Genomic DNA, 12,246 nt, shown 5'->3' on the forward strand with positions numbered 1-12,246 from the left:
GTGTGGCCGGTCCGGCCGGTGTGTCCAGCGTGTTCGGCGCGTGCGGTGCGGGCGGTGCGTCCGGTGCGTCCAGCGCGTCCGGTGAACGGGGGAGCGGGGGCGGGCGGGGTCACGGCGTCGACAGCCAGCGGTCGCGCAGGCCGACCAGGACGGCCACGGAGACCACCAGCAGCACCAGCGACAGGGCGATCGCCGCCTGCGGGTCGGACTCCATGGCCAGGTAGACGGCCAGCGGCATGGTCTGGGTGCGGCCCGGGAAGTTGCCCGCGAAGGTGATCGTCGCGCCGAACTCGCCGAGCGCCCGGGCCCAGGCCAGCACGGCCCCGGCGGCGATCCCCGGGGCGATCAGGGGCAGGGTGACCCGCCGGAACGCGGTCAGCCGGGAGGCGCCCAGGGTCGCGGCGGCCTCCTCGTAGCGGGGGTCGGCGGCCCGCAGCGCGCCCTCGACGCTGATCACCAGGAACGGCATCGCCACGAAGGCCTCGGCGATCACGACCCCGGTGGTGGTGAACGGCAGCGTGATGCCGAAGGCCGAGTCCAGCCAGGAGCCGACGATGCCGCGCCGCCCCAGCACCAGCAGCAATGCCACACCGCCGACCACCGGGGGCAACACCAGCGGCAGGGTGACCAGCGCCCGGATCACGCGCCGACCCGGCAGCTCGGTGCGGGCGAGCAGCCAGGCCAGCGGGACGCCGAGGACCAGCGACACCGCGGTGGCGGCGGTCGCGCTGATCAACGACAGGCGCAGCGCCTCCCAGACGGCGGTGCTGGTGAGCTGCTCGGACAGACCGCTCCAGGGCGCCCGGACCAGCAGACCGACCAGCGGCAGGATCAGGAACGCGAGCCCGAGCAGTGCCGGGAGCAGCAGGGTGACGGGGACGCGGTGCGGGCGCGGGCGGCGGCTTCGCGGGCGGCGGCGCGGCAGGGCCGGCGTCGGTCCTGTCGGGTCGTCGCGGTGGTACCGGTCCGAGCGGTTGGCTCCGGAGCCGGTGGTGCGGTCGTTCACGGCGCCTGGAAGCCCGCAGCGGTCAGTACCTGCCTGGCCTCGGGCGACTGGACGTACGCGACGAACGCGGCGGCGCCGCCCTTGTTCGGCGCCTTGGCGAGGGCGGCGACCGGGTAGTCGTTCACGGCCTTGTCGGCCTCGGGGAAGTCCACGCCGTCGATCTTCGCAGCATCGGCGTGCACATCGGTCCGGTACACCAGCGAGGCGTCGACCTCGCCGAGTTCGACCTTGGTGAGTGCGCCCTTGACGTCCTGCTCCAGGGTGACCGGGGTGAGGTTGACACCGGCGGCCTTGAGCGCGCTCTGCGCGGCGGCGCCGCACGGTACCTCCTTCGCGCACAGGGCGACCTTCGTGCCGGAGGCGGTGAGGTCCTTGAGGCCCGCGATGTGCTTGGGGTTGCCCTTGGGCACGGCGATGGTGAGCGTGTTCCTGACGAAGGTCGCCGGCTGTCCGGCGGCACCGCCCGCGTCCGTCACGGTCTTCATGGTGGCGGGGCTGGCGGCGGCGAACACGTCGGCCGGGGCACCGGAGTTGATGCTGGTGGCGAGGCTGGAGCTGCCGCCGAAGTTAAAGGTGACCTTGGTGCCGGGGTTGGCGGCCTCGAACTTCCTGCCGAGCTCGGTGAAGGTCTCCTTGAGCGACGCGGCGGCGAAGACGGTGATGGTGCCGGAGGCCTTGGGGGCGCCGCTGCCGACGCCGGAGCCGTCCGGGGAGGAGTCCGAGGGAGCCGAGGAGCCGGAGGACGCGCCGCCGTCGCTGCCGCAGGCGGTGGCGCCGAGGCCGAGGCCGAGGACGAGGGCTGCGGCGACGGTGGCGGCAAGCCTGCGACTGGTGGGCGTGCGAGTGCTCATCGGTGCTTCCCCTCCGGGGCGCGCGCCGGGAGGGGCGCGAGGGACCGACCGCAGCTGCGGCCATGGCGGCGATCATAGTGCCGCAAATGCGAGCGATAAATCCCCTGTCGGTTCGCACAAGCGGGGAGGCGCGAGCCGCTGGGTGGCTGTGGGATCGCTCGAGCGGGCCCGTGGAGAGCGGAGGCGCGGGGCCGAAGTGGGACCGGCGAGGGGCCGAAGTGGGACGGGCGAGGGGCCGAGGTGAGTCGGGCGAGGGGCCGAAGTGGGCCCGGGTGGGACCGGGACGGACGACGGCATCGGTGGTCAGGGGCGCGCGGAAATTGCGTCGCGCCGTCGGTGGTCGAACGGCCAGAGTGGTCGCCGTCCGTACACGCGGTCGAGTCGGAGTCACCGCCGCGGCCGAACCAAGGGGAGGAGTCCGTCCGTGTCCACGCTGCGCGTCACCGCCGAGAAGCTGGTCATCCTGGAGCACCCGAACGCCGACGCCCTGGAACTCGCCCAGGTCGGCCTCTACCGGGCGGTGGTCGCCAAGGGCGTGTACCGGACCGGCGACCACGCCGTCTACATCCCCGAACAGTCCGTTCTCCCCGAGGAGTTGATCGAGGAGCTGGGGCTGACCGGCAAGCTGGCGGGCGCCGGGGCGAACCGGGTGAAGGCGGTACGGCTGCGCGGCGAACTGTCCCAGGGCATCGTCTGCCGGCCCGCCGCGCTCGCCGACGCCGACCTGGCCGCCGCGGCCGAGCGCGGCGAGGACTTCGCCGAGCTGCTCGGGGTGGTCAAGTGGCAGCCCCCGGTACCGACTTCGATGAACGGGGACGTGGTCAGCGCGCCGGACCTGCTGCCCTGGGTGGACATCGAGAACCTCAAGCGCTACCCCGACGCCTTCGAGCCGGGCGAGCCGGTGGTGCTGACCGAGAAGCTGCACGGCAGCTGCTGCCTGGTCACGTACGTCGCCGCCACCGGAGAGGTGCAGGTGTCGTCCAAGGGCATCGGCGCGCAGGGGCTGGCGCTGGCCGAGGACCCTCGCAACCTGTACTGGCGGGCGGTGCGCGCGTACGACATCCCGGCGGTGGCGGCCCGACTGGCGCAGCGCCTCGGGGCCGAGCGGGTCGGCATCTTCGGTGAGGTCTTCGGAGAGGGAGTGCAGGACCTGGCCTACGGCGCCTCGGCGCGCACCGAGCGGCCCGGCTACGCGGCCTTCGACGTGTCGGCCCTGGTGGACGGACGGCTGAACTGGCTGTCGGCGGCCGAACTGCTGGACGGGGAACTGCCGTTGGTGCCCGAGCTGTGGCGCGGACCGTTCGACCCGGAGACCGTTCTGGGATTCGCCCAGGGCAAGGAGACCGTCTCCGGGCGTGAACTGCACCTGCGCGAGGGCGTGGTGGTGCGGCCGGTCGCCGAGCGGTGGAGCCCGGTGCTCGGCGGGCGGGCGATCGCCAAGGTGGTCAGCGACGCTTATCTGACCCGTAAGGGGGGCACCGAATACGAGTGAGGCGGGTCCGGATCCGGCCGGGCAGGTCGGCCCGTCGGGGGGTCCGGGCGCGGCTCCTTTCGGTGCTGACTGCCCGTCGGTGGGACCGGCGGGCACCTCCCTGTACAGAAGGAGTGCCGATGACCACCGAAGTCATCCCCGTTCCCGTCCGCGGCTCCGCGCCCGCCCCCACCTCCGCGATACCCGTCCCGGCCGGGAACCCCGTCGTCGGATCGCTGTTCGACCTCACCCGCCGCCCGCTGCGCAGCTACCTGGCGGCCCATCGCGACCACGGTGACGTGGTGCGCTTCCAGGCCGGTCCGCCCGGGCTGCGGGCCGACTTCTACGGAGTCTTCTCGCCCGACGGCGTCCGCCAGGTGCTGGCCGGCGAGGCGGCCAACTGCCGCAAGGAGAACTCCTTCTACGACGAGCTGCGGACCAGCGTCGGCAACGGGCTGCTGACCAGCCAGGACGCCGACTACCAGCGCCAACGCCGGATGGTCCAGCCGCTGTTCACCCGGCGCCGGGTGGACGGCTACGCGGACGCGCTCGCGCAGGAGGCGCAGTCGCTCGCCGAGCGCTGGCGGGCGGTGCCCGGCGGGGTGGTGGACGCGGCGGAGGAGACGTCCCGGTTCGCGCTGCGGGCCGTCGCGCGCATCCTGTTCGGCGCCGACGTGGAGCAGGCGGTGGCGGTGGTGCACCACAGCTTCCCGGTGCTCGGCGAGTACGTGAAGGAGCGCGGCTACGCACCGGTCCGCCTCCCGCGCACCTGGCCGACCCCGTCCAACCGGCGCGGCGCGCGGGCCCAGCAAGCGCTGTACGGGGTCTGCGACCGGATCATCGCCGAACGGGCCGCGCGCGGCGGCGGCGAGGAGGACGCGGACGACCTGCTCACCCTGCTCGGACGGGCCCGCGACGACGACGGCGAGCGGCTGGACCCGGCCGAACTCCGCGACCAGGTCCTGGTGTTCCTGCTCGCCGGGCACGAGACCACGGCCACCGCGCTGGCCTTCGCGCTGCACCTGCTGGCGCTCCACCCGGAGCAGCGGCGGCTCGCCCGGGAGGAGGCGCGGACCGTCCTGGCCGGGCGGGCGCCGACGGCGGCGGACCTGGACGCGCTGCCGTACATCACCCGGGTGCTGAAGGAGGCGATGCGGCTCTACCCGTCGGCGGCCCTGGGCGGGCGGCGGGCGGTCGCGGAGACCGTGATCGACGGGTACGTGATCCCCGCGGGGGCGCAGGTCGTCGTCGCGCCGCTGGTCACCCACCGGCACCCGGACCACTGGGTGGATCCGGAGCGCTTCGACCCGGACCGCTTCCTGCCGGAGGCGGAGCGGGCCCGGCACCGCTACGCCTGGTTCCCGTTCGGCGGCGGGCCGCGGGCCTGCATCGGGCAGCACTTCTCGATGCTGGAGGCGGTGCTGGCACTGGGGGTGCTGCTGCGGGACTTCGAGGTGGAGGCGGTTGACCGGCGGGTGGCGCTCGCCCAGGGGATCACGCTGCGGGCGGCGAGCCCGATGCGGATCCGGGTGACGGCGGGCGGCTGACAGTCGACAGAGTTCAGCGGACAGATGACAGATTTCAAACTCTGTCATCTGTTCGCTGTCGTTTGTCCGCTGTCAGTTGGCGAGCTGGTTCGCCACGCGCACCGCCCGCTGGGCACACGACCGGACCATTCGAACACACCGCCCTCGCTCCGCGGGCAGCTTTTCAGATCTTTGTCTGACCGATTCCGGCCCCTCGGTAGCGTCCCACGCACCCCAGGCCGGAAGCGCACATGCGATTGGCATATGCCATTCGTAGGCAGTCCGCCCGGCCCGGGGAGCCCGGGCGCACCGTGTACCGCCCCGGGCCCGACCGGTCGACCGGAGGTCCCATGGGCACTCTCAACCATCTCAGCCTCGGCTGGCTGACCCCCGTCCTCTCGTACCTGATGGCCTGCGCCGGCGCCGCCCTCGGGCTGCGCTGCGCACTGCGCGGCCTGGCCGCGAGCGGCCCGGCCCGGCGGAACTGGCTGATCACGGCCGCCGCCGCGATCGGCTCCGGCATCTGGACCATGCACTTCGTCGCCATGTTCGGCTTCACCGTCGACGGCACCGAACTGCGCTACAACGTCCCGCTGACCGTCCTCAGCCTCGTGGTCGCGGTGCTGGTCACCGGCCTCGGCCTGACCGTGGTCTGCTACGGCCGGCACCGCGGCCTCTCCCTGCTGTCCGGCGGCGTCACCACCGGCCTCGGCGTCGCCGCGATGCACTACCTGGGCATGGCCGCCCTCCGGATGCACGGCGGCCTGCACTACGACGCCGGGACGGTCGCGCTGTCCGTCCTGGTCGCGGTCGGCGCCGCCACAGCCGCGCTCTGGGCCGCCGTCACCATCCGCAATGTGTACGCGGCCGCGGCCGCCGCGATGGCCATGGGCCTGGCCGTCAGCTGCATGCACTACATCGGCATGGCCGCCGTCCACGTCCGGCTGGAGCCGACCCGGACCGGACTCGGCGGGGTCAGTCCGATGGAGTTCGTCTTCCCGCTCGCCGTCGGCCTCGGCTCGTTCCTCTTCCTCGCCTCCGCCTTCGTGGCGCTCTCGCCGACCGCCCAGGAGCGGGCCGGCTACCGGGAGGCGGGCGAGCCGGCCGCCGAGGAGTCACCCGCCGCGGCCCAGCGCCCCGGGCCCGCCCGGCGTGAGCCCGCCCGGGCGGAGGCCGGGCAGCGCGCCGCGGGGCGGCACGACCGCGCCGCCTGAGCCGCCCTGCTTGAGCCGTCCCGCCTGGGCCGTCCCGCCTGGGCCGCGCCGCCTCAGCCACACCTCCGTGCCGCGTCGCCGCCCCCGTCCGCCCGCTGTCCAGCCCTCCCGCTTTCCCTGTCCGAAAGGCCGCTCACCCATGCGAGAAGACCGCGGTGCCGCCCCCGGCGCCCGTCGGGGTGCCCATGCCGGGCCGCCCGCCCGACCGCCGCGCCCCGGCCCGTGGTTGCGCGGGCTGCGCCCCCGGACCGTCCGCGCCCGGATCATCGCCCTGCTGATGGTCCCGGTCGTCTCCGTCATCGCCCTGTGGGGATTCGCCACCGTCACCACCGCCCAGGGCGTCTGGGACCTGCTGCGCCAGCGCGACGCCCAGCGCACGCTGCTCACCCCCGTCGCCGAGACGGTCGCCGGGCTGCAGGCCGAACGGACCGCCGTCGGCCAGCTGCTCGCCGCCCCGGCGAGCGCCCCCACCGCCGCCCGGGAGAGCGCCCTGCGCCAGGCGGTGGCGGCCACCGACCGGGCGCTCACCCCGCTCTTCCCGGACGCCCGCCACCCCGACCAGGGCTACAACCGGGCCGACGCCCAGGGCCTGGGCGATGACGCGGCCGCCCGACTGGACGCCCTCGGCAGCTCGCTCGCCGCCCTGCCCGCCCTGCGCGAGCGGGTCCTGGCCAGGAGCGTCGGCTGGCCCGAGGCGTACGCCGCGTACGGCGAGGCGGTGGACCGGGCGCTCGCCGCCGCCGGCGCCGTCACGCCCCTCCAGGACGGTCGGGTGGCCGCGGACGCGCGGGTGCTGCTGGAGCTGGCCCGGTCCCGGGAACTGCTCGCCCGCGAGGACGCGCTGCTGCGCGCCGCCCAGTCGGCCGGCGGGCTCGGCGACGAGCAGCTGCGGGAGTTCTCCGGCGCGGTCTTCGCCCGGCGCGAGTTCGAGCGGGTCGCCGCCGCCGACCTGCGCCCCGTCGACCGGGAGGCGCTGCTCGCCGTCACCGGCGGTCAGGACCACCGCGAGCTGGCCGGGTACGAGGACAGGGTGCGGACGGCCGCCGACGGACGGGCCGCGGTCGCGGCGGTGCCGGCCGACCGCTGGGCGATGGTCGCGGGCGACCTGTCCGACGCGCTGCGGACCGTCGAGGACCAGGCCGGACGGCTCGCCGCCGAGCGCCAGGACCCTTACGCCCTGGGTCTGTTCACCCCGGCCGGGATGGCCGTGCTGCTCGGTCTGGTCGGCGTGGTGGCCTCACTGGTGATCTCGGTGCAGATCGGTCGCGTACTGGTCACCGAGCTGATCGGCCTGCGTAACTCGGCACTTGAGCTGGCCGAACGCAAACTCCCCGCGACCATGCGGAAGTTGCGTGCCGGGGAGGAGGTGGACGTCGAGGCCGAGGCTCCCCGGCCGGTGGAGCGGGGCGACGAGATCGGCCAGGTGCACCGGGCGCTGGGCACCGTCCAGCGGGCGGCCGTCACGGCGGCGGTCGAACGGGCCGAGGTGCTCTCCGGGGTCTCCGGGGTGTTCGTCAACCTCGCGCGCCGCAGCCAGGTCCTGGTGCACCGCCAACTCACCCTGCTGGACGCGATGGAACGCCGCACCGACGACCCGTCCGAGCTGGCCGACCTGTTCCGGCTGGACCACCTCACCACCCGGATGCGCCGCCACGCCGAGGGTCTGATCATCCTCTCCGGCGCCGCCCCCGGCCGGGGCTGGCGCAGGCCCGTTCCGCTGGTGGACGTGGTGCGCGCGGCCGTCTCGGAGGTCGAGGAGTACGCCCGGGTCGAGGTCCACCCGCTGCCGCGCGCCGCGGTGGTCGGCCATGCCGTCGCCGACCTCACCCACCTGGTGGCCGAACTGGTCGAGAACGCCACCGGGTTCTCGCCGCCGCACACCCGGGTGCACATCCGGGGCGAACGGGTCGGCAACGGCTTCGCGTTGGAGATCGAGGACCGCGGCCTCGGCATGGGCCCGGAGGTGCTGGCCTCGGCCAACCGCCGGATCGCCGCCGCCGAGCAGGGCGACCTCTTCGACAGTGACCGGCTCGGCCTGTTCGTGGTGAGCCGGCTCGCCCGGCGGCAGGACGTCAAGGTCTCGCTGGTGACCTCCGCGTACGGCGGCACCACGGCTGTGGTGCTGCTGCCGACCACACTGCTGGCCGACGAACCGGTGGCGGCGGAGAGGGAGGATGCGGCGGAGACGGCGGAGGCGGAGGACGTGCGGTACGGCTTCGAGCCGGTGGCGCCGCTGCCACCCGCTGCGGTGGATGCGCCGTTCGCCGGGCGGGCTCAACCAGGCGCTGCCGAGCGTGAGTTCGTGTCGGTGCACGGTCACGCCGAGGGGCCGACGGGCGGTCCGGGTGGTGGCGTCCCGGCCGATGGTCCGAGGCATCGGGAGCACCCGCAGGGCAGGGCGAACGACGGGCTTCCGGCGGTGGGTGGGCCGCCGCCGGAGGGCGGGGCGCTGCTGCCGTTCGGCGCCCGGGGCAGTGACGCCGGGCCGGTGCGCCGAACCCCCTTCCGGGCCTCCGGCGCCCGGGTGACCGGGTCGGCTGTGGACGGCGGCGCGGGTGCGGCCGCCCGTCCGCAGGCCGGGCCGTCGCAGCCGCCCGGTGCGGAGCCGTACCGTCCGGAACGCCGTCCGGAGCCGGTACCCGGGGTCGGCTCGGAGGGTCACCGAGCAGACGGTCACCGGGCCGACGGGCACGGGGCAGACCGAGTAGGCGGTCACCGGGCCGATCCGGGCCCCGAGGAGTTGCCGCGCCGGACCCGTCAGGCGAGCCTCGCGCCGCAGCTGCGCGAGGCCCCGGCCCGTCCGACCGCGCACGGCCGTCGTACGGCTGCCGCGTTCTCCGCCTCCGCCGCTGCCTCTGCCTTCGCAGAGTTCGGCGCGGGTGACGGCTACGGCGCCGCGGGTCGCAGTCCCGAGGAGGCGCGGGCCGCGATGTCCGCCTTCCAGAACGGATGGGCGCGCGGCCTTGATCCCGAGGGCCGGCGGGACGGGCGGCCCGCCGACCGTCCGCAGCCGCCGCGGGCGCGCCACCACCAACCCCCGTTCCGATCCGAAGGAGAGCGTCCGTGATCGCCACCACCCACCGCGCGGGGGAGCTGAACTGGCTCCTCGACGAACTGGTTCAGCGCGCCCCCGAGCTCCGTTTCGCCGTGATGCTCTCCGCCGACGGCCTGGCCATGGGCACCTCGGCCGGCCTGGCGCGCGAGGACGGCGAACATCTGGCGGCCGTCGCCTCCGGCTTCCACAGCCTGGCCAAGGGCGCCGGCCGGCACTTCGGAGCGGGCGAAGTCCGCCAGACCATGGTCGAGTTGGAGGGCGGCTACCTGCTGGTCGCGGCGGCCGGGGAGGGTACCTGCCTCGCCGTGTTCGCCACCGCCCGGGCCGACCTCGGCCTGATCGCCTACGAGATGGCCAGGCTGGTCCGCCGGGTCGGGGAACACCTGGGCGCCCCGCCGCGGGCGGTGGGCGGGCGGTGAGTCCGGTGCCCCGCCCGTACCGGGGGCGACATCCGGAGCACCCGAGGACCGAACCCGACGAGCGTCCCCGCAATCCGCTCGCCGCCGCCCACCGGGCCCGCTGGTACGACGACGAGGCCGGGCCGCTGGTCCGCCCGTACGCGATGACCCGGGGGCGCACCGGAGCCGGGGAGCAGCAGTTCGACCTGATCGCCGTGGTGGTCACGGAGCTGCCCGACCCGGCGCTCGTGCCGGACGCGCCCGAGCCGCCGGTCGGCCCGGAACAGGCACGCATCCTCGCGCTGTGCCGGGGCACCCCGCTGTCCGTGGCCGAGCTGGCCGCCGACCTCGACCTGCCGGTGGGCGTCGTGCGGGTGCTGCTCGGTGACCTGCTGGCGGCCGGGCTCATCCGGGTCCGCCGCCCTGTCCCGCCCGCCCTGCTCCCCGACGAGCGCATCCTCCAGGAGGTCATCCGTGGACTCCGTGCACTCTGACCACCCGTCCGCACCGTCCGCACCGTCCGCACCGCCCATTGCGGCCGAACCGTCCGGGCTGTCCGGTCCGTCCGATCCCTTCGGCGGGTCGGATCCGTACGGCGGGTCGGATCCGTTCGAGGACGATGATCCCGACGGCACCGTGCTCGCGCTCAAGATCCTGGTGGCGGGCGGCTTCGGGGTCGGCAAGACGACGCTGGTCGGCGCGGTCAGTGAGATCCGCCCGCTGCGCACCGAGGAGCGGCTGACCGAGGCCGGGCGCGACGTGGACGACCTGGACGGCGTGGAGCGGAAGAGCACCACCACGGTGGCGATGGACTTCGGCCGGATCACCATCCGCGAGGGGCTGGCGGTCTACCTGTTCGGCACCCCCGGGCAGGACCGGTTCTGGTTCCTCTGGGACGAGCTCGCCCAGGGGGCGCTCGGTGCGGTGGTGCTCGCCGACACCCGTCGGCTGACCGACTGCTTCCCGGCCGTCGACTTCTTCGAGCACCGGGGCATCCCGTTCGTGGTCGCGGTGAACCGTTTCGCGGGGACACGGGAGTTCGGCCCGGAGGAGGTGGCCCGCGCGCTGGACCTGGACGCCGGTACGCCCGTGCTGATGTGTGACGCGCGCCGCCGGGCCTCGGGCAAGGAGGTGCTGATCAACCTGGTCGAGCACGCGGGCCGGGTGCATGCCGCCCGGCTGCTCGCGGACGCTTCGCCGGTGGGATGAGTCGCAGGCCTGAGCCTGAGCCTGTGGCCTGAGCCGGGGGCTGGGGCGACGGCGGGAAAGGGGCGGGCGACGGGCGACGGGTGGCGGGTGGCGGACGGGCAACCCGCAACCGACGGATAACAGATGACAGCTGACAGATTTTGAAATCTGTCAGCTGTCATCTGTTATCCGCCATCCGTCAACGGCTCAGCTGTGCCACTGGAACACGACCCGCGTCCAGCGGGACCCCGGGCAGTTGCCCCAGACCGCCCAGGCCTCCGGTCGCGCGCCGATCCACAGGCCGGTGCTGTGTGAACCGTCGGCGCAGTAGGTGATGGTGCGCAACCATCCGGAGTAGACGTTGCAGTGGCCCTCCCAGCGCCAGCCGTAGTTGGCGGTGATGACGCAGCGGTACGCCTCGGCCGCGACGGTGTTCGAGGCCGCGGCGGCCCCGGGGTCGACGGTCCGGCTCGGGGCCGTCGCCGCGGCGGCCGGCAGGGTGCTGGTTCCGAGCACGCCGAGAGCGGCCGTGGCGGCCAGTCCGAACGTGGCGATCTTCCTGGCGATGCGACCTCGCATGTGGTTCTCCTTGCTGAGGATTCCCGTCGGGCGGAGCGTCCCGGCCGCCGGGATGTCCGTGCGGAGAGCCGAAGTCCCGCTCGCCGTACGGCTGGTGACTTGTTGCACACGAATGACTGCGCACAGTGAGACGACGAACTATGATGTGACCTGTGTCACAAGTCATTCGGTTGGTCCACGGCCCCAGCGGCCAGGGCGGCCGGGTGCTCGGGGTGCCGATTCCGGGGAGAGCGGCATGGTGAATTGCACTGGTCGAACGGTGGGCGGCGGCGGACGGGAAAGGGACTTCGGTCCCAGCGGGAGCGGTGGCCAATCGGCCGAATTCAACCGGGTGTTCATGGATCTACTGCCCAGGCTCCAGCAGGCGGCGGCCTCCCTCGCCGGTGGTCCGGCCGGCGCCGGGGACGTCGTCCACGACGCGTACCTCCGGATCGCCCGCCGGCCGGAACGCTTCCTCGAACATCCGCAGCCGTACGCCTACGCGTTCACCACGATGGTCAACATCCTGCGCGACCAGTGGCGACGGGAGCGCCGACGGGTGCCGATGCCCGAGGTGCCGGAGGCGGGTGAGGTCGGGGAGCGGGATCCGGGAGTGTCCGATCCCCGGGCCGGCGGGATGGCCGAGTTGCAGGCGCGCTGGGAGGTGCTGCGGCTGCTGGGCTTCCTGACCGACAAGCAGGCCCGCGCGGTGGTGCTGGTGGACCTCGACGGCTACAGCGTCGACGAGGCCGCCGAACTGCTCGGGCTGCACCGCAGCACGCTGGCCGTCACCCGCCGCCGGGCCCACGGGCGGCTGCGCGCCGTCGTCCAGCGCGAACGCGAACGGGAATGCGAACGGGAGCGCGAACGAGAGCGCGAGCGGGAATGCGAGCGGGGTCGGGGCGCGGGAGCGGAAGCGCGAGCGGAGCTGAGGGTGCGGCGGCGAGTGCCCGACCATCGCCCCGACGCACCGAACTGA

Annotated in this window: 11 protein-coding genes; 8 read left to right on the forward strand and 3 right to left on the reverse strand. The window is 74.3% G+C overall.

The window, feature by feature from the left end; genetic code table 11:
- Positions 1-109 precede the first annotated feature (109 nt).
- On the reverse strand, positions 110-925 hold the full coding sequence (locus tag ACZ7RU_RS22635) for an ABC transporter permease (protein WP_470342962.1): 816 nt from the start codon (positions 923-925) through the stop codon (positions 110-112).
- A gap of 77 nt (positions 926-1,002) precedes the next feature.
- The gene (gene modA / locus ACZ7RU_RS22640; protein ID WP_470342748.1) at positions 1,003-1,857 is read right to left on the reverse strand and encodes a molybdate ABC transporter substrate-binding protein; all 855 of its coding nucleotides are present in this window, start codon (positions 1,855-1,857) and stop codon (positions 1,003-1,005) included.
- Positions 1,858-2,281: 424 nt separating this feature from the next.
- Between modA and ACZ7RU_RS22645 the strand changes: the two genes are divergently transcribed.
- The 7 genes from ACZ7RU_RS22645 to ACZ7RU_RS22675 all read left to right on the forward strand — a co-directional run bounded on the left by ACZ7RU_RS22645 (position 2,282) and on the right by ACZ7RU_RS22675 (position 10,730).
- Entirely contained in the window at positions 2,282-3,349 is a 1,068-nt protein-coding gene (locus ACZ7RU_RS22645) for an RNA ligase (ATP) (protein ID WP_470342749.1), read from the forward strand.
- Positions 3,350-3,468: 119 nt separating this feature from the next.
- Positions 3,469-4,875 carry a cytochrome P450 gene (locus ACZ7RU_RS22650; RefSeq protein WP_470342750.1) on the forward strand — a complete coding sequence of 469 codons (1,407 nt, stop codon included), beginning with the start codon at positions 3,469-3,471 and terminating at the stop codon, positions 4,873-4,875.
- A gap of 329 nt (positions 4,876-5,204) precedes the next feature.
- Positions 5,205-6,068 (forward strand): MHYT domain-containing protein, encoded by an 864-nt coding sequence (locus ACZ7RU_RS22655; RefSeq protein ID WP_470342751.1) that lies wholly within the window; start codon positions 5,205-5,207, stop codon positions 6,066-6,068.
- Between the two features lie 139 nt (positions 6,069-6,207).
- Positions 6,208-9,135 (forward strand): sensor histidine kinase, encoded by a 2,928-nt coding sequence (locus ACZ7RU_RS22660; RefSeq protein ID WP_470342752.1) that lies wholly within the window; start codon positions 6,208-6,210, stop codon positions 9,133-9,135.
- Positions 9,132-9,542: a roadblock/LC7 domain-containing protein gene (locus tag ACZ7RU_RS22665; RefSeq protein WP_470342753.1), complete on the forward strand. Its 411-nt coding sequence runs from the start codon at positions 9,132-9,134 to the stop codon at positions 9,540-9,542. Before ACZ7RU_RS22660 ends, ACZ7RU_RS22665 begins: the two co-directional genes overlap by 4 nt.
- Positions 9,539-10,015: a DUF742 domain-containing protein gene (locus ACZ7RU_RS22670; RefSeq protein ID WP_470342754.1), complete on the forward strand. Its 477-nt coding sequence runs from the start codon at positions 9,539-9,541 to the stop codon at positions 10,013-10,015. The genes ACZ7RU_RS22665 and ACZ7RU_RS22670 overlap by 4 nt, the downstream gene beginning before the upstream one ends.
- 142 nt (positions 10,016-10,157) lie before the next feature.
- Complete coding sequence (locus ACZ7RU_RS22675; RefSeq protein WP_470342963.1) at positions 10,158-10,730, forward strand: GTP-binding protein; 573 nt, start codon at positions 10,158-10,160, stop codon at positions 10,728-10,730.
- Between the two features lie 186 nt (positions 10,731-10,916).
- On the opposite strand, the gene ACZ7RU_RS22680 is transcribed toward ACZ7RU_RS22675, so the two are convergent.
- Entirely contained in the window at positions 10,917-11,288 is a 372-nt protein-coding gene (locus ACZ7RU_RS22680; protein ID WP_470342755.1) for a hypothetical protein, read from the reverse strand.
- A 235-nt stretch (positions 11,289-11,523) separates the two neighbouring features.
- On the opposite strand from ACZ7RU_RS22680, the gene ACZ7RU_RS22685 reads away from it, so the two are divergent.
- A complete protein-coding gene (locus tag ACZ7RU_RS22685; RefSeq protein WP_470342756.1) occupies positions 11,524-12,246 on the forward strand; it encodes an RNA polymerase sigma factor in 723 nt (240 codons plus the stop codon).

Source organism: Kitasatospora sp. NPDC114501, assembly GCF_055633695.1.

Excerpts from the sequence above, each read along its gene's own strand:
- ACZ7RU_RS22655 (WP_470342751.1), top strand. The coding sequence starts at position 5,205 with ATGGGCACTCTCAACCATCTCAGCCTCGGCTGGCTGACCCCCGTCCTC.
- ACZ7RU_RS22680 (WP_470342755.1), bottom strand. The coding sequence starts at position 11,288 with ATGCGAGGTCGCATCGCCAGGAAGATCGCCACGTTCGGACTGGCCGCC.
- ACZ7RU_RS22650 (WP_470342750.1), top strand. The coding sequence starts at position 3,469 with ATGACCACCGAAGTCATCCCCGTTCCCGTCCGCGGCTCCGCGCCCGCC.
- ACZ7RU_RS22685 (WP_470342756.1), top strand. The coding sequence starts at position 11,524 with ATGGTGAATTGCACTGGTCGAACGGTGGGCGGCGGCGGACGGGAAAGG.
- ACZ7RU_RS22660 (WP_470342752.1), top strand. The coding sequence starts at position 6,208 with ATGCGAGAAGACCGCGGTGCCGCCCCCGGCGCCCGTCGGGGTGCCCAT.
- modA (WP_470342748.1), bottom strand. The coding sequence starts at position 1,857 with ATGAGCACTCGCACGCCCACCAGTCGCAGGCTTGCCGCCACCGTCGCC.